Source organism: Edaphobacter sp. 12200R-103, from assembly GCF_010093025.1.
In the GTDB taxonomy this organism is placed as follows: Bacteria; Acidobacteriota; Terriglobia; order Terriglobales; family Acidobacteriaceae; genus Edaphobacter.
The window spans coordinates 2,745,267-2,764,386 of the sequence record NZ_CP048114.1; the positions used below are offsets into that span (position 1 = coordinate 2,745,267).

Below are 19,120 nucleotides of genomic sequence, written 5' to 3' on the forward strand. Positions count from 1 at the left end.
AAAACCCTCACACGCCTAGGAGCGTGTGAGGGTTCCATTCACCAGCCGCATAATTCCCAGCGAATTGCCCCGCCTCAGTTCCACCGGTAACAACGCATCCGGAAAATCCTGATAGCACACCGGCCGCACAAATCTTTCAATTGCCTTCGTCCCCACTGAGGTCGTGCGCGAGTCCGACGTCGCAGGATATGGCCCACCATGCACCATCGCGTGGCAAACCTCAACGCCTGTCGGATATCCGTTGAACAATACCCTGCCAACCTTCCTCTCGAGAACTCGAATCAACTCTTCCGCGCCCGCAAGGTCTTCTTCGGTTCCGTGAATCGTGGCCGTCAGATGTCCGTGCAGCCTCTCAGCCGCGGCTACCAGGTCGTCCTTCTCTCCGTATTCGATCAGCAACGTCGTCGGTCCGAAGATCTCCTCTTCCAGGGCCTTGCTCGCAAGAAAATCCTTCAGGGCCACCTCAAAGACCGTCGCCGGAACCGCAGCGGCCTGCTTATCGGCCGCCTTTCCTTCTCCGGCAACCAGCTTCGCTTCGGCATGCTTCGTACGCTCTTCAACAGCGCCGCTGTATTTCGCTGCAATTCCCGGCGTCAGCATCCCCTGGTTGCCAAGTGCATCCACACCTTCGCGAAGCTGTTGTCCGAAGATAGCCATCTCCGATGCCGGACCGAACACCAGCCCCGGCTTCGTGCAGAACTGGCCTGAGCCCAGGGTGAACGATCCCTGCAGCCCCTTCGCCAGGGCCTCTCCACGCTCCTTCATCGCGCCCGGCAGAATGAACAACGGATTGGTGCTGCCCATCTCTGCATAGCAGGGAATCGGCTCGTCGCGCTCTGCAGCCAGACGCATCAGCGCCTTGCCTCCGTTCTGCGAACCCGTAAACGCAACCGCCTTGATGCCGGGATGCTTCACCAGCGCCACACCCACCTCGACCCCGGCGTCGAACAGCAGCGAAAACACTCCCGCAGGCAGCCCGCTCTCTTTCACAGCATTCTGGATCGCCCGCCCCACAAGCTCGCTCGTCCCGGGATGCGCAGGATGCGCCTTCACCACGACCGGGCAGCCCGCCGCCAGCGCGGATGCCGTATCCCCGCCCGCAACCGAGAACGCCAACGGAAAGTTACTCGCGCCAAACACTGCCACGGGCCCCAGCGGCCTCAACATCGAACGAATATCCGACCTCGGCAGCGGCTTCCGCTCCGGCAGAGCCTCGTCGATCCGCGCATCGACCCACGATCCCTCTTCGATGACCTCGGCGAACAGCTTCAACTGGCCCATCGTCCTCGCCAGCTCCCCTTCAAGCCGAGGCAGAGGCAGACCCGTCTCCTGGTTCGCCCGCTCCACAATCGCCGCCTTCTGCCCCGCCAGCCCGTCCGCAATGCTGCGAAGAAACGCTGCACGCTCCTTAGCCGGCCTGCTGGAATAAGGGAAAAATGCCGCAGTCGCCAGCGTTACTGCCTCGTCAATCTGCTTCCCGGTCGCCGCATAAAACGCCGGCTCCATCTCTTGTCCGGTCGCAGGATTTACTCCATGGAACGTCGTCGTTCCGGGCACCACCGCACCGTCACCCACCAGGGAAAGCCCCGACAGTGAAATCTCCACTCCTGGCATACTCAGGCTCCTTCGTTTCGCACTTCTGGAAACAACTTCTGCAATGATATTTGCGCATTGCGCAACGATGAAAACACCCTGCAAAAAGGCCAGATCAGTGTAAATCAGATGGAAACAACAGCGTTCGAGCGCCGCATCGGCTCTGGGGTCACGTTTCCTTTTTCACTCTGATTGATGCAAACTCGTTGCATGGTTCGTGTAGGCGTTGACGAAAATCTCTCCTCAGAGCTGTTGGCCGACTTTCCCCCCGAAGCAAAGATTGTCCGCATCCCTCGTAACTCAACCATGGAACACGAAGTCGATTTCTGGATCCTGCCCTTTACCCGCAAAGATGCCGCTGCGACCTTCTCTCGTCTGCACGGCGTAAAGGTCGTTCAGGCCATGATGGCAGGCGTCGACTGGATTCTTCCCTGGCTTCCGAAAGACATCACACTCTGCGACGGCCGCGGAATCCACGACATCTCCACCTCCGAGTGGGTGCTCTCCGCCATCCTTGCATCGCTCAAACGCATCCCCGCCTATCGCGACCTGCAGAACCAGCACGAGTGGCGAGGCCAGGCCTCCGTACGCGATGACTTTGCCAGCGAAGGCGGAGTACAAACCGGCCAATATCGTATCCTCGGCGAAGACCTCGCCGGAAAATCCGTGCTCATTGTCGGTTACGGCTCCATCGGCAGCGCCATCGAATCGCGCCTCGCCCCCTTCGGCGTCTCCGTCACACGCGTCGCCCGCAGCGCGCGCCAGCATCCTCGGGTTCATCCCGTCTCACAGCTCCAGGAACTTCTGCCCCAGTCAGACATCGTCGTCGCCATCGTGCCCTTTACGCCACAAACGGACAAGCTGTTCGGTGCGCGCGAGCTGGGCCTGATGAAGCCGGGGGCCCTGCTTGTTAACGCCGCTCGTGGCCCCGTCGTCGATACCGCCGCCCTGCTCGACGCTCTCAACCAGCACAAAATCCGCGCAGCGCTCGACGTAACCGATCCCGAACCACTGCCGCCTGATCATCCTCTCTGGTCCGCACCCAACTGCCTTATTACCCCGCACGTCGCCGGCTCCACACCGGAGTTCATTCATCGCGCATTCCGCTTCGGCGCCGCGCAACTGCGCCGCTATATCGCCGGTGAACCGCTCGAGAACATCGTTACCTCCGCCGGCTACTGAAGGCAAAGCAGGAGCCGCGCCAAGTCTCCCCGGCGCGGCTCCTGAACTCTTAAAAGCTGAACTGAACGATAGAAGGCTCCGGTTTATGTATGCCCGGAGTTTCTACATGCGGCGCACACGAGGCATACGAGGAAGATCTTCGTCGTATTCGCCATCTTCTTCCTCGTCTTCATCCTCCTCGTCGTCATCGTCGTAGTAGCCTTCGTCTTCTTCCTCGTCTTCTTCGTCCTCTACATCTTCATCGTCGTCGTCATCTTCATACTCTTCTTCGTCATCATCCTCATCTTCTTCGTCTTCATCGTCCTCGTACTCGTCGTCTTCTTCTTCCTCGTCTTCATCTTCGTAGTCTTCGTCGTCATCGTCCACGCTGCGCGCGGCCACGACGAACCCCTCGAAGGGTAACGGTTCAAGTGAAGCAAACATGCTCAGATCAATGGGGCGAATTGACTCGATGATTTCCGTCGTTATGGGCTCAATGGCCATTAACTTGTCTCCTGTTCGCACTATTGTATTGGGGTAGGATGCACGGAATAGCAAAAGGTAATCACGAAATTTAACGAATTTCCATTCACTGCGGCGAAGAAACTTAGAAGACGCCCCAGGATCGCCCGCTCCCTCTCCCTGCAGCCTTATCCATCTTAAATCCGCCTGTCGCAAAACAGGTCACATGGCTCAATCCGGGTCACTTCGGACGAAGAAGTAAGGGTACTTCGGAGGATGCCGATGAGCCCCTTGCTGCAGAGATCCCGCCCCCTGTCCCTCCTGCTCGGGATCTCCCTGGGACTCTCCTCATCGATCATCCCGGCACAGACGCCGACTCCTCCTCCCCAGACCATCGAAGAAGCTCTGCACCGGATGTCAGATCTTGCCGGCATCATCTTCGTCGGCGAGGTCACCTCCATTCGCGAACAGCCCGGCCAGCAGGGGGCCTCCGGATTTGTCGAGATCGATTTTCGCATTTACCAGGCGGTCCGAGGCTGCACTGCCGGATCGACCTATACTCTGCGCGAATGGGCTGGCCTGTGGGAGGCAGGCGATCAGCGTTACCGCATCGGGCAGCGTCTGCTCATGATGCTCCACTCTCCCACCGCCTCCGGCATCTCTTCTCCGGTCGATGGAATGAATGGTGCTATTCCCGTTCTTCCCGCTCCCTCGAGTTCCCAGGTGCTTGCAGGCGCCGATGCAGCTCCTCAGCCTCTGGACGCCGATCTCAGGTGGATCGCCGCACAGATAGCGAGGCCCGCCCTCTATACCGCCTCCGATGCTCAGGTAACGGCCCAGTCCGCTCCCAATCCCCCTTCGACTGCAACGCTTCAGGCTGTGCAGCAGACGCCGCTCCCCTCCGTAGTCCAGATGCTCAGCTCCTGGCAGAAGGTGATTCCATGATGCGTCTCCCGCGACTTGCGGACGCTTTCCTGATCCTGCTCTGCTGCTTTCCGTTAACAGCCTTCGCCAGCGGACCACGATGGGCCACCGGCGCTCCCTACTACACCTCCCAGGGCAAGGCGATCGTCTGGTATACCTCCAGCCCGCAATACTTCACCGATGCCGGTGATCTCAGCCCGTATGTCAACCATGACGCGGCCAATACCATCGTCAAAGCGGCAGCTGATGTCTGGACCATTCCTAGCGCCAATTTCAATCTGATTTATGGTGGAACGCTTGCAGAGCACGCCAGCCTCTCCAACATCTATCCCGACAGTACCGGCATCGTCTTTCCCGCCGATATTCAGAGCACCAGTTATCTCACCCGGCAGATCGCCATTCTCTACGACTATGACGGCTCCATCACCGACCTTCTTCTCGGGGCTGGAGCAAGCTCTCCCTCAAGCTGCCGTCAAAATGCCGTGACCGAGAGCGTCGATTCCATCTCTCCCTCCGGATATATCCAGCACGCCATCCTTATTCTCAACGGACGCTGCACCGGCCCCGCTCCCGAACAGCAGCTTCAGCTTCAGTATCGGCTCATGCGGGCCTTCGGGCGCATTATCGGCCTAAGCTGGTCGCAGACCAACGACAACGTCTTCACGGGGATACCTACTCCCAACCTGCAGCAGGCTCTGCACTGGCCCATCATGCATCCTATCGACATTCTCTGCGGCCCCTATACCTATCAGTGCATGCCTCAGCCGTTCACGCTTCGCGATGACGACATCTCCGGACTTGGCCTGCTCTATCCAGTCGGAAATCCCGCTGCCTCCGTTGCCGGCAAGACCGACACGCTTATTCGAGCCAACCGTATCTTTGGAACAATATCCTTTCCCAACGGACAGGGCATGCAGGGCGTCAACATCGTCGTCCACCGCCTGGAGCCCTCCTGGAGCATTCCCGATGACTGGGAGGATACCTCCGGTGTCTCCGGAATGCTGTTTCGCCGACGCAGTTCCACCCCCATCAACACTATCGCCGCCTCACCTCTCACCAACATGGGCAGCTCAGCGTCCAGCCTGGAGGGAGCCTACGAGATCTTCCGGACTCCGCTCAAGGACTGGGAACCTTGGCAAAATCTCATTCTCACCACGCAGCCGATCAATCCGCTTTACATCGGTCCCTACGCCGTCGGCCCGTACGATACTGGCACCGTCACCCCCTCCGGAAGCTCCATGCAGCAGAGTCGCCTGGTCAATGTTCCCTATTCCCAGGGCAGACTGGACTTCATCGTCCCCGACGCGGCCTCCGGCTGCCACCCCTCCGGAGACGGTATCGAATCCGCTCCAGCTGCCGTTCCCGCTACCGGATGGTGGAACGGCAATCTCTGCAGCTACGGGCATACCGCGTGGTCCGCACTCTCCATTCGCGCAGGCCGCTCCTTTACCGTCGAGGTCTCCGCTCTCGACGAAAACTCTGTACTTACCACCACCGGGATGCGACCCGTTATCGGGGTATGGAACGCCACCGATACCCTCGGAAGCAAACCTTCCATCGCGTACACCCCCGAAGCCTTCAACTCCTCCGTAAGCGGAATGACCGGCCTCACGATCCAGAGTTCCCTGGACCAGCAACTACGGCTCGCCATCATGGACCAGCGCGGCGATGGGCGCCCTGACTACAACTACCGGGCTCACATCCTCTACGCAGACTCCGTCAGCCCCTCCACAGTCCCAGCCAAGGGAGCCGCCATCACTATCTCCGGCATGGGTTTCCGCAACGGCGACATCGTCATGGTCAACGGCGTTCCTGCCCCCATCACAGGACTCACCGCAAACGCCATCACCGCAGTCACACCTTCGCTCCACCTTAGCGGTGCCACTGCCGCCGATGTGACAGTCCGTGATCTCGCAACCAATGCCACCACCACCATGACTGCGGCTCTCAGCTATCAAGCGCCTCAGCCGGAGCTCGATCTGCTCTCTGCGCCCTCCGGGCTCGTGGTCGCGCAGGTCACAGCTTCCACCCCGCTCATCCTCAAGGCAGTAGCCGCCGATGGAACCAGCCCCATGCCGGGAGTCCCGGTCGTGCTTTCATCCGGTTCCGGCCAGCTTCGTTTTGAAGCCTGCGGCAGCACAGCCTGCTCGCTCGTCACCGGCCCGGCAGGAACCATCAGCACTGCCGTTACTCCCCTCTCATCCGGTCCCATCACCTTCACGGGGGCCAGCAGCATCGGCTCGGTTACCTCCAACTTCACTGCGATTCCTCACATCCAGACCGTCACAACGGCAAGCCCTCGGATCTTCCTCTCTGAAAAAGCCGTCCTTACCTGGAATCCCCAGGTCTCTCTTACAGATAACGGCACCCCAACCGCCGGAGTTTCCGTCCAGTGGACTGCCCTCTCCGGACCCATCTCCTTCCATCCGACGCAAAGCCTGGCCAACGATCAGGCCATCGCTCAGACCACAGCCACTGCCGGGCCGTTCCTCAGCGACACGCAGGCCACCGCCTCCGCCTGCGCATGGACTGCAATCTGCAGCGGCTTTACGGTCAAGTCCGTCACGGACGCACAGCTTCGGCTTGTTGTCGACAACGGATCCGTTCAATCCATTCCAGCCTCCGCAACCTACTCTCCCGTCGTGTTTCGCGTCACCGATCCGGATGGCCATCCCGTCGCAGGAGCCCGGGTCACCATTCATCAGACCCTCGGACCATCTCTTCCCGGATGTCCTCCCCGGGGCCGCTGCCCAATCGCTCCCGTCTATCAGACTGCCTCCAGCACCCTGATCTCCAGCCTCGACGGGACGATGAGTGCCTCTCCCCTGCAGGAGCCCGGAAGTTCAGCCGCTACACATCTTGCTGCAACCAGCGGCAAACAAGGCTTTCTTGCGCTCAACCTAAGCCAACAGCCCTGATCTCCTCGTCTCCACGTCCCGCGTCTTTCCGCCTCTCTCGTGCATCAGAATTAATGACTGAAAGCCAGAGATAAATCAAAAGGAGCCAAAGATATGGCGGCTGGCAACACTGTACGCAAACGAGTAGTCATCCTCGGTGGAGGTTTCGCAGGTATCAATGCCGCCATCGGGTTGGCCAAGCTTCCCGTCGACATCACCCTCGTCGACCGCAAAAATCACCACACCTTTCAGCCTCTCCTGTACCAGGTCGCTCTCGCTGTTCTCTCCCCCGCCGAGATCGCACAGCCCATCCGCTCTATCCTTCGCGATCACAGGAACATCGAGGTCCTCATGGATGAGGCTGTCGGTTTCGAGCTTGCCGAAAAGCGGGTACAGCTTAAGACCGGAGCCCTGCTTGAATACGACTACCTGATCATTGCCACCGGATCGACGCACTCCTATTTCGGGCGCGACGACTGGGCCAAAATCGCCCCCGGCCTCAAGACCGTGGAAGACGCTACCGAGATCCGGCGCCGCGTTCTTCTTGCCTTCGAGCTGGCCGAGCGCCAGATGCAGGAAGCCGGCGTTCATCCTCCTCTGAAATTCGTCATCATCGGGGGCGGGCCCACCGGGGTCGAGCTTGCCGGTGCCATCAGCGACATCGCTCGCCTGTACATGGCGAGCGACTTCCGCCACATCGACCCTGCAAGCGCCCAAGTCCAGATCCTCGAAGGTTCTCCTAACATCCTGGCGGCCTATCCTCCCGATCTTCAGAAGAGCGCCATCGAACAACTAGCCCACCTTGGCGTCTCCATCCGCACCAATGCCCACGTCAGCGACGTGCAGCCGGGCTACGTGATGGTAGGCGACGAACGGATCGATGCCACAGTAACCCTCTGGGCCGCCGGCGTTCAGGCCTCTGCCCTCGGAAAGCTTCTGGGCGTTCCCCTCGACCGGCGCGGCTGCGTCATCGTCGATCAGTTTCTCAACCCGCCCGACCACCCGGAGATCTTCATCTGCGGCGACCTGGCGCATGTCGAAGAAAACGGCCATCAGGTTCCGGGCGTCGCCCAGCCTGCCATGCAGATGGGAGCTTACGCCGCACGGCGGATCGGCCGTCTCGTCGCCCACGACCTGGGCAGCGACGGCACAGGACTGAATGAGCCCTTCCACTACTTCGACAAGGGCGACATGGCCACCATCGGCCGCAAGGCCGCAGTCGCCAACATCAAATGGCCCTTCAAAGGCCACTGGAGCGGGCTGCCCGCCTGGATGGTCTGGCTGGTCATCCACATCTTCTTCCTGATCGGCTTCCGGAACCGCCTTGCGGTCTTCCGTCAGTGGGCCTGGACTTACCTGACCTTCCGCGACGGAGCCCGTCTGATCACCGGTTCCCAGGATCTCCCTGGCTGGGACTCAGACTACGGGATTCAGCGGGAGCCCGCAGCGGAGAAATCCACCATAAGCGCCGGGTAGAGCTTTTCGGTATCCCGTCAAGGACCCATCTACCTTATGCATCACATATAAAAAGAGATAGGCGCTGCCGATCAATTCGGCAGCGCCTTTTACTCTGCGAAAAATGACAGTGAGCGACCCACTCAGGCCGAAAAGCTGGAACCGCAGCCGCAGCTCTTGGTCGAGTTTGGATTAATAAAGTTAAATCCCTGTCGCATCAGCGTCTCTTCGAAGTCCAGCACCATGCCCGCCAGATAGAGGAAGCTCTTCGGATCGACGAAGACCCGCACCGGCTTGCCTCCCGTAGGATCGCCCGGCGTCTCAAGTCCCTCGCCGAAGACAAAGACTCGATCGCGATCGCGCGGCTGCGAGTCGAACCGTATGGAATAGCTCAACCCGGAGCACCCTCCGCCCATCACGCCCAGACGCAACCCACCCTGGTCCGGCGACACTCCCTCTTTTGCCATTGCGATGCGGATGCGCTTCAGAGCATTCTTCGTAATCTCCACCGCGGCCTTGGCGCGCGGCTCCTGACCTTCGGCAGTCAGCAGGGTCATCCCCGCCAGCGCATTCTTCGGCTGCTCCGGAGCGGCAGCTCGTGCGTCCTGCGAAGTGGTTGGCTGAATGGAAACCATGGACATAACGAAAACCTCACCAGTGCCTGCTGTATGCAGAAAACCAGACCTACGGAACACCGCCCTCATGGACGGAGGTCTCTAAGTGTCTGATGATGTAAAAAGCACCCCGGACTCGCAAAACGGCAGCGAGACTCGGGGCGCAATTCTTCTTCGTGATGCGAAGCTTAGTGAGCCGATGCCGCTGCAGCCTCGGTCTCGGCAACATTGTTCTTCTTCTTCCAGTCGCCGATGGCGGCGCGGATCGCATCCTCGGCCAGAACCGAGCAATGGATTTTGACGGGAGGAAGCGCAAGCTCCTTGACAATGTCCGTGTTCGAGATCGCCAAAGCCTCGGCTACCGTCTTGCCCTTGACCCACTCCGTTGCCAGCGAGCTGGACGCAATCGCCGAACCGCAGCCGAAGGTCTTGAACTTCGCGTCCTCGATCACCTGAGTCTCGGGATTCACCTTGATCTGGAGACGCATCACGTCGCCGCACTCCGGAGCACCCACCAGGCCAGTACCGACCTCCTGAGAGCCCTTGTCCATCGTGCCGACGTTCCGCGGATTATTGTAGTGATCTACAACCTTGTCGCTATATGCCATGGGAAAACCTCGCTCTCTTTAGATGATAACTCTTATCGTTCTGGTGCGCCATCTTTCGGTGGTTTTTGGAACTTCCGCCGAAACAAACACATACCAGTTCCCGATGGGAGTAAGCTTTCTGCCATGCCGCCGCCGATCGACCCACCAAAGGGTTTTTCGAAGTTCTCCGTCCCGGGAGTCTATCTGGGTGAAAATCCTGTCGTTGCCAGGACGATCACCGGAACTCCTACAGGAATAGCTGCCTTTACAGGCCCGGCTCTGTCCGGTCCGACAGGACAAGTCTCGGCCCCGCTGAACTCCTTTGCTGAGTATCAGGCCATTTATGGTGGAACCGAACCGCTCCAGTACGGCAATGGCGTGACGGCGCCGAACTATCTGGCAATGGCCGCGAGCGCCTATTTTCTGAACGGAGGCACGAAACTCTACATCAGCCGCGTCGCCGGGGCGGATGGAAGTAACGCGGCTCCTCCTGTAGCGGATGACTATACCCGGGCACTGACGTTCTTCGAGGGAATCGCTGAAATCGACATCGTCGCCGCCCCCGGGGGTGCGGTCGCCGGAGTTTCGGGAGCTGCCTCCGTCGCCCCGATTCATGCGGCGCTCATCGCTCATACGGAGCGAACCGCGGCCTATCGCTTCGCCGTGCTCGATCCTCCCCCAGGGTGCGCCATCGCAGAGGTACAGGCAGTCCGGGCATCGCTCGACTCAAAAAACGCGGCAATCTACTATCCGTGGATCACAATCGCCGATCCGAACGCTGCAGCAAGCTCAGAGGCGCGGATGCAGGTTCCTCCTTCGGGCGCGATATGCGGTCTTTATGCGAGCAACGATGCGCAACGCGGAGTCTTCAAGGCGCCTGCGAATCTTCCCATCGCAGGCGCACTCGGTTTTGAGGTGTCGTTGAACGAGCAGCAGAACTCCGTGCTGAATCAGGCGGGCATCAACTGTCTGCGCAGCTTTCCCGGTAAAGGGAACCTGGTGTGGGGAGCGCGCTCCGTCTCGCCGGATTCGGAGTGGAGATACGTGAACGTATGCCGCTACCTTTTGTACCTCGAGCACTCCATCGATATAGGGACGCAGTGGGCAATTTTTGAAACAAACAACGCGACCGTGTGGACTGTCGTGCAGGCAAGCATCTCGGGTTTCCTCAACGCAGAGTGGCGCAAAGGAGCGCTGCTGGGAGTGAAGCCGGAGCAGGCTTATTTTGTCAGATGCGACCAGACGACGATGTCCCAGACCGATATTGACGCGGGAAGGCTGATTTGCCTGGTGGGAGTTGCCGTCATTCAGCCTGCGGAGTTTGTGATCTTCAGGATCAGCCACAATACCTCGAGCACGAGCAGCTGATCTCAGCGCGCTGCGTTTTCACCGCTATCTTGCTCTTCATCGAGACCATAGGTGGGATACGGAAGCGGCTCATTGCTCGTAGTCATCGTGTGAAGCGTCGCCAGGTCAGCCTGGAGATCCTTCCAGTTAGCGGACCTGGCTTTAGTGGCGAAGTTGATGTTCATGTCCGCGTAATAGGCAAGAATATCCTCCTTGATTCCTGGAGGAATTGGCTGATCAGGCCTGGCCGCGAGCCTGTGCACCAAACGGCAATAGGTTGCATCAGTGAGAGGGTAGCCTCCAGGACGCACCGTCTCGCCGGTATCCAGATCGCGATTTCTAAGCGGGTGCCTCGGATCAGAGGAGCCGCGCGGTACAGGTTGCTCCGCTCCCAGCCTTGCCGGCAGTGGATCGCTGGGTGGAGGCTGTGAGTGCACATCCATGCTGGCCGCCTCGGCAGCCGAAGGCCGTGTGGCAGGTGGAGGGGTGAAACGTCTGACAGCAAAGTTAAGCGCATCAGCCGAGCGGAGAACTGATTGCATGTACGCCCGGTCAGTCTCCGTCGTAGGCCCTTTAACCGCTGCGAGCTTCAGCGGGCCGATCTTGGGCACGATGAAGAGGAAGCCCGCCAGAGTATAGGTTCCGATACCAGGTTTGCGCCGATAGGCATCCCAATCATTCTTCTTCGCTACCTCTGCGAGTTCTGCCGTGAGCCGTTGCAATTCAGGAGAATCGACCACCGGCGGTTCACTATGACGGTGTAGCAGGGTGACAGCGTAGGCGATGCGGGGAATGAACCGGCTGACCGCAAAGCGGTATCCCTTTACGTTGACGCGACGGCCTTTGCCCGCTGAAAAATCTTCCGCCAGTCCATAAGTCTGATAGAAGGCCAGCTCCAGCTGCCGCTGCGGAACCTGGATGCCGACGTGTCGAAGATAGTGGACCGGGGCGAAGCGTCCACGGGCAATCTCGTTCACGTCAAAGGCAAACTCCGTCCGGACGTGCTGAGATTCACCCTCGGCGTAGCTGACTGACCGGCCATATCGCTCCCCGAGTTTCGGGAATTCGACCGGAACGGCAAGATTGGTGGCATAGGCGTGGCCAATGCTGTCGCCGATGTAGTGTGAGAGAGCACCGATTGCAAAGGCGAGTTCATCTGCATTCCCTGCATTGCGAAACAGATTCACCACAAAATCCCCGGACCGGACGTAATGGGTCAGATCGGAGAAGAAAGAATCGCCGAACGGGTAATAACCAATGTCCTGAATGACACACCCCCCGTAGGCATAGGCGCGCGCATGTTCAATCTGGGCATCGGTGAGGGTGGGGTAGCGACTCTTGAGCAGGGGAACGATGGAAGCGTCCCAGGTAAGATCAATCAGCTGCTCGTGTGTCAGCAGGGAGTAGCCACCTGCCGAAGGGATAGCAAACAGACAAATCGCGAGAAGAATTGTAAGGGGCCGGAAGATTCGCATTCGTGATACTGCTGACGGACAAGCAGCTATCTCTGCTGGATGTTTCGATTTGGCACAAGGTTGCCACCTGGCTCCTCACAATTACGCCGTCCAGAACAAGAGGCTGGGCAGCGCCCAGCCTCGAACCTGCGAGTTGAAAAGCGCTCCCTAGTGAGCGGCCCATTCGATCTTCGTCAGGTCGATGCCTTCCTTGACCATCTCGTAGAGCGGGCTCAGCTCTCTGAGCTTTTGAACCACGTCGATGATCTTGTCAGAGACATAATCCACTTCGGCCTTGGTGTTGAAGCGTCCCAGGCCAAAACGGATGGAGCTATGCGCAACGTCATCGCCCAGGCCAAGCGCCTTGAGAACATAGCTGGGCTCCAGTGTCGCCGAGGTGCAGGCCGAACCTGAGGAGACGGCGATATCGTTGATTCCCATCAGCAGGCTCTCACCCTCGACATAGACGAAGCTCATGTTCAGGTTGCCGGGCAGGTGGTGCTCCATGTTGCCATTGACGTGAACATAGTCGAGAGCGGCTTCCAGCTTGTTCTTTAAGTAGTCGCGCAATTCCTTCTCACGCTTGCCCTCGGCCTCCATCTCGTTCATGGCGATCTCGCAGGCAGCACCGAGACCGACGATGCCGGGAACATTCAGAGTTCCGGAACGCATGCCGCGCTCGTGGCCACCACCATTGATCTGTTCAGAGATCTGCACGCGCGGGTTGCGGCGGCGAACATAGAGCGCGCCCACGCCCTTCGGTCCGTAGATCTTGTGCGCCGACAGGCTGAGCACGTCGATGTTGTCCTTCTGGACGTCGACGGGGATCTTTCCAACCGCCTGCACGCCGTCGGTGTGGAAGAGGATTCCTTTCTCGTGGCAGAGGGCGCCGATCTCGCGGATGGGCTGGATGACGCCGATCTCGTTGTTCGCATACATGATGGAGACGAGGATCGTCTTGTCGTCGATGGCGCGCTTAAGGTCCTCAATATCGATCAGACCGTCGGCGCCGACAGGCAGATAGGTCACCCGATATCCCATCTTCTCGAGCTTCTTGCAGGTATCGAGCACGGCCTTGTGCTCGGTCACCTGGGTGATGATGTGGTTGCCGCGCTCGCGGTACATCTCCGCGATTCCCTTGAGGGCGAGATTGTTGGACTCCGTCGCGCCAGAGGTGAAGATAATCTCCTTGGCCGTGGCTCCAATCAGCTTGGCGACCTGCTCCCGCGCCTTCTCCACAGCCTTCTCGGCCTCCCAGCCGAAGCTGTGGTTGCGGCTGGCGGCGTTGCCGAAGATTCCGGTCAGATAGGGCATCATCGCCTCCAGAACCCGGGGGTCCAGCGGCGTCGTGGCGTGATTGTCCATGTAGATCGGAAGGTGCACACCCTCCGGCAGAGGCTGTGCCGACTCTGCGATGACAACTCCGGTTCCATTGGTGCTCATAGCGTTCCCACTCCTGACTTTTCTCTCTTAAAACTTTGTTTGTACTGCCGCCGCGTTTCGCCGCGGCTACAGGGCGATTGAAACCAGCCCGCCGCCAACCGCATGAGCGCCGCCGCGTTCACCATCCCGCGGCTCTACCAGGTCAGCTATATAGATGCCGCTCAACAGGTCCTTGATGCTGTCGTTCACCTTGCGCAGCGGTTCCTTGATCGTGCAGGTGGAGGTCAGGTCACAGGCGCCGTGAATGGTAATGCAGCTGGTGATAAATAATGGGCCATCGATGGTCCGGATAACCTCAAAGGCCGAGATCTCACTGGCTGGACGAGCTAAAGCATACCCACCATTGGTGCCGGCATGCGAGACCAGCAACCCGCCCTTGGCCAGGGTCTGCAGAATCTTTGCGAGCAACTGCGGAGGAATATGGTAAGCCTCTGCGATGTCCTTGGCGCTATGCGCGGAGCCGCTCTTCTGCTCGGCCAGGTACTTCAGCGCCATCAGACCATAATCCGCTTTTTTGGTTAACCGAAGCATCTGAGCCTGTTCTCGCCGGCCTAAGATTTGTCCGCAAGCGGAAACCTCCGCAGGACTCTTCACAGCACAGCGGGACTTGTTTTAGTGTACGTCTCCGGCACAGGCAGTCGCAAGGCATTCGGGCGGGCCACAAGGCGCATGACGCGCTCGCCGGAGGCGCTAAAATTCACCGTTCCATGTCATAGAGCGGGTTGACAACCCGAATGGAGACGGGCAGAATCCAACCAACTTATTCCCAATTCCCCATCTTCGATTCATGAATACCGAGTGCAAACATCCCGTTGTGAAGATCGTCTCCAGAGATGAAGACGCAGAATATGTTGAATGCCAGACATGTGGCGAAATCTTTGATTCCAATGAATTTAGCGACATGGCGATCGAAGAGGAGGTCGAGGCTGAAGCCGAGGAAGAGAGCTAAGCCGTCGCAGGGTCAGCATTGATTCTGCGGAAGACAATCCAGGCATACTGAGCCGCAGACACCGGAGCAAGGACCGCAATGAGCTGCAGCAGACCACCGGTCATTGCGCTCAACCCGGCGGCAGGCCACAGACGCTCCAGCAGCACACATACAACCCCCACAATCTGGATGAGGGTGTTGGCTTTGCCCAGTAGGCTGGGACGGAAATCCCGCATTGTGCCGGTAGCGAACAACAGCGTAGAAATTAGAAGAATTCCAAGATCGCGGCTGAAGACCAACACGGTCACATACCTTGGGATCAGGTTGGCGTGCGTCAGCACCATGAAGAGCGTACTGAGCAGGAGCTTGTCGGCGATTGGATCCATGTACTGACCGAGCGTCGTCCTCTGGCTGAGCCAGCGGGCCAGCAGGCCATCGAGGCCGTCGGTGATCCCTGCAACGACAAAGAGCGCGAACGCAGCCGGATAGTTATTGTCCAGAATCTCGATCACGAGAAACGGAAGAATGAACAATCGCAAAAGAGTAAGCAGATTGGGTGCGGCTCGGAGTTGGGCGAGAAATGGCACGGTCGCTGAGATTACATCATCGTAAATGAAAGCGCTGCCTAGGATCGGAGAGGAAGCCGCCGACTGTAGGAAGTTGCTCTCTCTGCGTCTTTGCCAGTAGACTAAAGAAACAACGCAGGCGCGTAGCTCAGTTGGTTAGAGCGCTACCTTGACACGGTAGAGGTCGTTGGTTCGAATCCAATCGTGCCTACCATCCCTTTCAATAACATACGAGGCCTGCTGGAATTCTCCGCCGCGGGCGGGCGATCCGCATCAGATCGCGCACCTGTCGCATGTGCCCGCGTCGTGCGGCGATGCTGCTTCGTTAGTCCCCCAACTCATTCAACGAGCCAGCCAGCGTGATCATGAACTGATCGCTGGTAGATCCGTCGGGATCGGCCGCGTCCGGTTGTGCCGCCAGAACGGTCGTGTCCGACGGACCAGGCCACAGGGGCTGAATGCGACCGAGTCCGCCTTGCGCCAGCAGATCAGAGACAAGCGCGAAGGAAGAGTCCGGCCGGCTCAAGCGGATCCAGTCGGCCGGAGCAGCTTGTCCGCCGATGGGCGTTGCGACATGGAGCTTTGCGCCCATCAACGCACGCCGGTAGTTGCGAACCTTCTTCGAATAACCGTCTTCCAGCTGACGGTCGAAGGAAGCGATGGAGACGCTGCCATCGAAGGTCATGCCGCGCCGGCGGAAGTGCGCAGTTCCCACCAATGACCAGACATCGTCGACGATGATGGACGTCGTGCGAATGTAGGCAGTCCGGCCGGGGAAGCCAACGGGGTGAAAGACCGCAACGCGGTCCGGCGCAATGGTGGTTAGCATGGAGACAGCTTCGTTGCGCGCGTTGTAGTGGTAACGCGAGTAGGACTTGAAGTTCTCCGCGTAGTCGGTGAGCCGTGGCGTGCAGATGATCACCTTCAGGCACTTCATCGCCGTGAGACGGTCAGCGAGCTTCGCGACCAGGTCGACCTGATACTCCTTGGCAGGCGGAGAGATGCGAGCAGTAGGAGCGAACTGCGGCGACTCGATGTAAATGAGTTCGCGCGCTTCTGAGATCGCTCGCAGCAACGACCATTGCACATCGCGGAGGCCATGCTTGGAGATGAAGAACTCCTTGCGAACCTCTTTCTGCAGACGCGGTTCGTTGTCGATGTTGACGGGGATGTTCGGCGCCGGCAGTCCCAGGCGGGTAGCGGCGGAGTTGATCATCTGCGTGACGGTGAGTCCGGCATCGGGCGGTGTCTGATCGCTGAGTTGCGAGGTCTCGCAGCCGACAGCGATGGTCCGCAGCAGAACACCAACGCTCGTGTTGGTGGTGTTGGCGGAGTCATCGGGTACGTTGAAGTTGTCGCCCATGGAGCCGACTACCCAACCCGGGTTGAGCCCATTGGTGGTGGGCCACGGGATCATCGGTTGAACACGTCGCATCGCGGCCAGCGCGGCATCATAGGCGAGAGCACCGGTGACGCGAACGCCGGGTGCGTGAACATCGGGGCCGCCGGGATTGCCTGGGTTGCCGAGATCATGCTGTGCGGATCGCGATTCGCCCGTGAGGCGGCCGCCGGTGACAATCGCATCCCAGAACAGAGTGCCGGTGGGCGCGGGGGTGCCTGGACCTGTGGTCCCCGTGAGCACTACCGTTTCAAATCGCGATTGCGTAGGCAGTCTGGGGGCCTGGCGGGGCGAAGGTTCCGCGGCGAGACTGATGGCGAGATCGATCACGTTCGAAGGGTTCGGGGTTGCCGGAGGTTGCGGCATCGGCACGCCGAACAACGGCGAAGGACCAACGCCTTCCAACGCGGGGAGGAGCGGGGTTAAGACACCGGTGCCGTTGAAGGGCGGCGTGGGCGAGAGAGGACCGGCGGGGCCGTTCGCGACGCTCACGGTCAAGGCACCATACAAACGGCGGCCGCCGCCTCGCGGTGCGACGACCAGATCGAGCGTCAGCGTGGCCGGTGACGGGCGTTGACCGCCATTGGCAAGCCGGAATGGATTCGGTACGAGTACGTCCGCAGCACCCGAGGCATCAGCGATGTTGGCGCCGCCATCGCCGCGGACGAAGGAAGGCTCTTCCGCGATAGCAGGGATCGCGACAAACTGTTGCGGGTAGATGCGAATGTGCGCCTCCGCCGGAACGTTGGTCACCCGCACCACAACGTCATTCGACGGCAGCGCGACAAAAGAGGCCGTCAGGCTACCAGCCGGCAGTGTCGCCGGAGGTGTTCCGCCCGGTGCTCCATTCTGTGCGGGAAAGGCTGGCCAATGCGCCGTCGCGCCTTGGGTGGGGGGCAGAATCAACGTGCCGTCGATCTCCTGCGACACGGCCATGATCATGCTTTGATTGGGGCGCGAAAGAACACGTGCGCACTCGGCCAGGGTGTCTGGACCGTCCACGGTGTAGTCAATGACCACTTGATCGCGCACCTCCGGGAGAAGCTCGGGAGGGATGCGACCATCGTCCTTTTGCACACCTTGCACATCAGAGCCCGAGCGGTTGCCGAGCAGACTCCACTTCACGTCGGCCACCATGACGCGCAAGAACTGCCGGTTCAATGCGGCGGGTGCGGTGATGGTGGGCGGCTGAAGATCAGCGCGCGCCAGCGTGCCATTCGTTGCCCACCCCCAACGCATGCGATTGTCATCGCCAGCGTCCGCCTTCACCTTGTCGCTGGCGCCGAGCGTGACCAGCGCGGTCGCTGGAATCTCCTCAGGAGTCATGACCCCGTCGCGGCCGATGACGATCTTGGCCGACGGAATGACCGGCCGGTAGTTGGCTCCGTGCGGATCGATGAAGTGCACCAGGGTGGTGCTGACCGTCTGTGCGATGGCTCGGATGCCGGTACCTGCATCGCCGGGTCCCCCCGTGACACCTGCGGGCTGGAGGCCGGGAAGCCAGGTCAACAGATGATCGAAGAGCGAGGCGACATAGATGGGATCGACGATCAGGCCGCGCCCATCGTGAAACGAGATGTCGCCGTTCACAGGTAGAGTGGCGTCAGCATCGTAGAACTGATTCGTCTTGAGGAACTCCGCACTGCGCACCAGCATGCAGACCGGAAAGGGATGGGTCACCGCGCCGTTGGAGGCGTAGCGTACTGACATCAATCGTTCCAGCCGGTGAACAGCCTGGGGATGCAGACGAAAGACAGCGCAAGGCACCTGGAGCGGCTGGCCATCCGCGCCCAGAAACTGCGACACGGTTCCACCACGAGTGAGCTTCAAAGAGACTCGATCGCCGGAGGAGAAAGCCTGCTTGGTCGTGTTGTCGAAAGCACGAACCACCGTGAGCGCGTCCCCGGTTCTTGCGGTACACGCTACGGTCTCCTTCTTCGACCCGCTGTCATTGGAAAGCGTGAGCAGAACGGAGTCGCCGCCCGTGGGAGAAGGAAATCGATTGCCATCTCCGGCCGCGACATTGATCGTGGTGTCGTCCGCCGTGATGTTCGCTGACAGCGTGGAGGACGCGGGTGCGAAGGCGCCTTCCAGCAGACCTCGGAAGGGAGCGCGCAGTCCACCCGCGATGTGCAGAGTGAGCTGATTGGAGTCATAGCCGCCAATCGCCGCGGTGGACCAATGCGGGCTGAGCGCGAGCGTGGTGAGACCCAGCGCATCCAACCCGTCGTTCTGGAGGTTGGTCTGCGCGTTGGCCGCGGTGAGCGTGTAGATCGGAAGAGTCGCCATG

15 protein-coding genes and 1 tRNA gene are annotated in these 19,120 nt (G+C 59.8%); 7 read left to right on the top strand and 9 right to left on the bottom strand.

What is annotated here, in order from left to right; translation table 11 throughout:
- Positions 1 to 15: 15 nt before the first annotated feature.
- A complete protein-coding gene (locus GWR55_RS11420) occupies positions 16 to 1,614 on the bottom strand; it encodes an aldehyde dehydrogenase (NADP(+)) (RefSeq protein WP_238398366.1) in 1,599 nt (532 codons plus the stop codon).
- 174 nt (positions 1,615 to 1,788) lie between these two features.
- Between GWR55_RS11420 and GWR55_RS11425 the strand changes: the two genes are divergently transcribed.
- Positions 1,789 to 2,775 carry a 2-hydroxyacid dehydrogenase gene (locus GWR55_RS11425; protein WP_238398367.1) on the top strand — a complete coding sequence of 329 codons (987 nt, stop codon included), beginning with the start codon at positions 1,789 to 1,791 and terminating at the stop codon, positions 2,773 to 2,775.
- Between the two features lie 102 nt (positions 2,776 to 2,877).
- On the opposite strand, the gene GWR55_RS19095 is transcribed toward GWR55_RS11425, so the two are convergent.
- Positions 2,878 to 3,258, bottom strand: coding sequence for a hypothetical protein (locus GWR55_RS19095; RefSeq protein WP_202925494.1), 381 nt, complete (start codon positions 3,256 to 3,258; stop codon positions 2,878 to 2,880).
- 240 nt (positions 3,259 to 3,498) lie between these two features.
- Between GWR55_RS19095 and GWR55_RS11435 the strand changes: the two genes are divergently transcribed.
- The 3 genes from GWR55_RS11435 to GWR55_RS11445 all read left to right on the top strand — a co-directional run bounded on the left by GWR55_RS11435 (position 3,499) and on the right by GWR55_RS11445 (position 8,513).
- The gene (locus GWR55_RS11435) at positions 3,499 to 4,161 is read left to right on the top strand and encodes a hypothetical protein (RefSeq protein ID WP_162402375.1); all 663 of its coding nucleotides are present in this window, start codon (positions 3,499 to 3,501) and stop codon (positions 4,159 to 4,161) included.
- A complete protein-coding gene (locus GWR55_RS11440; RefSeq protein ID WP_162402376.1) occupies positions 4,158 to 7,058 on the top strand; it encodes an IPT/TIG domain-containing protein in 2,901 nt (966 codons plus the stop codon). The genes GWR55_RS11435 and GWR55_RS11440 overlap by 4 nt, the downstream gene beginning before the upstream one ends.
- A 93-nt stretch (positions 7,059 to 7,151) precedes the next feature.
- Complete coding sequence (locus GWR55_RS11445; RefSeq protein ID WP_162402377.1) at positions 7,152 to 8,513, top strand: NAD(P)/FAD-dependent oxidoreductase; 1,362 nt, start codon at positions 7,152 to 7,154, stop codon at positions 8,511 to 8,513.
- A 122-nt stretch (positions 8,514 to 8,635) separates the two neighbouring features.
- Here the strand turns inward: GWR55_RS11445 and GWR55_RS11450 are convergent, their stop codons facing one another.
- Both GWR55_RS11450 and iscU read right to left on the bottom strand, forming a co-directional pair.
- Positions 8,636 to 9,133, bottom strand: a complete 498-nt coding sequence (locus GWR55_RS11450; protein ID WP_162402378.1) for an iron-sulfur cluster assembly accessory protein — start codon at positions 9,131 to 9,133, stop codon at positions 8,636 to 8,638.
- A gap of 161 nt (positions 9,134 to 9,294) precedes the next feature.
- On the bottom strand, positions 9,295 to 9,714 hold the full coding sequence (iscU, locus tag GWR55_RS11455; protein WP_162402379.1) for a Fe-S cluster assembly scaffold IscU: 420 nt from the start codon (positions 9,712 to 9,714) through the stop codon (positions 9,295 to 9,297).
- Between the two features lie 123 nt (positions 9,715 to 9,837).
- Between iscU and GWR55_RS11460 the strand changes: the two genes are divergently transcribed.
- Positions 9,838 to 11,061 carry a phage tail sheath subtilisin-like domain-containing protein gene (locus tag GWR55_RS11460; RefSeq protein ID WP_162402380.1) on the top strand — a complete coding sequence of 408 codons (1,224 nt, stop codon included), beginning with the start codon at positions 9,838 to 9,840 and terminating at the stop codon, positions 11,059 to 11,061.
- Between the two features lie 2 nt (positions 11,062 to 11,063).
- Here GWR55_RS11460 and GWR55_RS11465 read toward each other — a convergent pair whose 3' ends face one another.
- The 3 genes from GWR55_RS11465 to GWR55_RS11475 all read right to left on the bottom strand — a co-directional run bounded on the left by GWR55_RS11465 (position 11,064) and on the right by GWR55_RS11475 (position 14,468).
- Positions 11,064 to 12,515 carry a zinc dependent phospholipase C family protein gene (locus GWR55_RS11465; RefSeq protein WP_162402381.1) on the bottom strand — a complete coding sequence of 484 codons (1,452 nt, stop codon included), beginning with the start codon at positions 12,513 to 12,515 and terminating at the stop codon, positions 11,064 to 11,066.
- Positions 12,516 to 12,662: 147 nt separating this feature from the next.
- On the bottom strand, positions 12,663 to 13,877 hold the full coding sequence (locus GWR55_RS11470; protein ID WP_202925633.1) for an IscS subfamily cysteine desulfurase: 1,215 nt from the start codon (positions 13,875 to 13,877) through the stop codon (positions 12,663 to 12,665).
- A gap of 126 nt (positions 13,878 to 14,003) precedes the next feature.
- A complete protein-coding gene (locus tag GWR55_RS11475) occupies positions 14,004 to 14,468 on the bottom strand; it encodes an Rrf2 family transcriptional regulator (protein WP_162402383.1) in 465 nt (154 codons plus the stop codon).
- A 256-nt stretch (positions 14,469 to 14,724) separates the two neighbouring features.
- Here GWR55_RS11475 and GWR55_RS19100 point away from each other — a divergent pair, with 256 nt between their 5' ends.
- Positions 14,725 to 14,886, top strand: coding sequence for a hypothetical protein (locus tag GWR55_RS19100; protein ID WP_202925495.1), 162 nt, complete (start codon positions 14,725 to 14,727; stop codon positions 14,884 to 14,886).
- On the opposite strand, the gene GWR55_RS11480 is transcribed toward GWR55_RS19100, so the two are convergent.
- Positions 14,883 to 15,452 (bottom strand): CDP-alcohol phosphatidyltransferase family protein, encoded by a 570-nt coding sequence (locus tag GWR55_RS11480; protein ID WP_162402384.1) that lies wholly within the window; start codon positions 15,450 to 15,452, stop codon positions 14,883 to 14,885. The two genes, GWR55_RS19100 and GWR55_RS11480, sit on opposite strands and share 4 nt — an antisense overlap.
- Positions 15,453 to 15,568: 116 nt before the next feature.
- Here GWR55_RS11480 and GWR55_RS11485 point away from each other — a divergent pair.
- Positions 15,569 to 15,645 (top strand) — tRNA-Val (locus tag GWR55_RS11485).
- A 111-nt stretch (positions 15,646 to 15,756) separates the two neighbouring features.
- Here the strand turns inward: GWR55_RS11485 and GWR55_RS11490 are convergent.
- Positions 15,757 to 19,119, bottom strand: coding sequence for a hypothetical protein (locus tag GWR55_RS11490; RefSeq protein WP_162402385.1), 3,363 nt, complete (start codon positions 19,117 to 19,119; stop codon positions 15,757 to 15,759).
- Position 19,120: the final 1 nt, after the last annotated feature.

Excerpts from the sequence above, each read along its gene's own strand:
- GWR55_RS11440 (WP_162402376.1), top strand. The coding sequence starts at position 4,158 with ATGATGCGTCTCCCGCGACTTGCGGACGCTTTCCTGATCCTGCTCTGC.
- GWR55_RS19100 (WP_202925495.1), top strand. The coding sequence starts at position 14,725 with ATGAATACCGAGTGCAAACATCCCGTTGTGAAGATCGTCTCCAGAGAT.
- GWR55_RS11445 (WP_162402377.1), top strand. The coding sequence starts at position 7,152 with ATGGCGGCTGGCAACACTGTACGCAAACGAGTAGTCATCCTCGGTGGA.
- GWR55_RS11435 (WP_162402375.1), top strand. The coding sequence starts at position 3,499 with ATGAGCCCCTTGCTGCAGAGATCCCGCCCCCTGTCCCTCCTGCTCGGG.
- GWR55_RS11490 (WP_162402385.1), bottom strand. The coding sequence starts at position 19,119 with ATGGCGACTCTTCCGATCTACACGCTCACCGCGGCCAACGCGCAGACC.
- GWR55_RS11465 (WP_162402381.1), bottom strand. The coding sequence starts at position 12,515 with ATGCGAATCTTCCGGCCCCTTACAATTCTTCTCGCGATTTGTCTGTTT.
- GWR55_RS11450 (WP_162402378.1), bottom strand. The coding sequence starts at position 9,133 with ATGTCCATGGTTTCCATTCAGCCAACCACTTCGCAGGACGCACGAGCT.
- iscU (WP_162402379.1), bottom strand. The coding sequence starts at position 9,714 with ATGGCATATAGCGACAAGGTTGTAGATCACTACAATAATCCGCGGAAC.
- GWR55_RS11460 (WP_162402380.1), top strand. The coding sequence starts at position 9,838 with ATGCCGCCGCCGATCGACCCACCAAAGGGTTTTTCGAAGTTCTCCGTC.
- GWR55_RS19095 (WP_202925494.1), bottom strand. The coding sequence starts at position 3,258 with ATGGCCATTGAGCCCATAACGACGGAAATCATCGAGTCAATTCGCCCC.
- GWR55_RS11475 (WP_162402383.1), bottom strand. The coding sequence starts at position 14,468 with ATGCTTCGGTTAACCAAAAAAGCGGATTATGGTCTGATGGCGCTGAAG.
- GWR55_RS11425 (WP_238398367.1), top strand. The coding sequence starts at position 1,789 with ATGCAAACTCGTTGCATGGTTCGTGTAGGCGTTGACGAAAATCTCTCC.
- GWR55_RS11420 (WP_238398366.1), bottom strand. The coding sequence starts at position 1,614 with ATGCCAGGAGTGGAGATTTCACTGTCGGGGCTTTCCCTGGTGGGTGAC.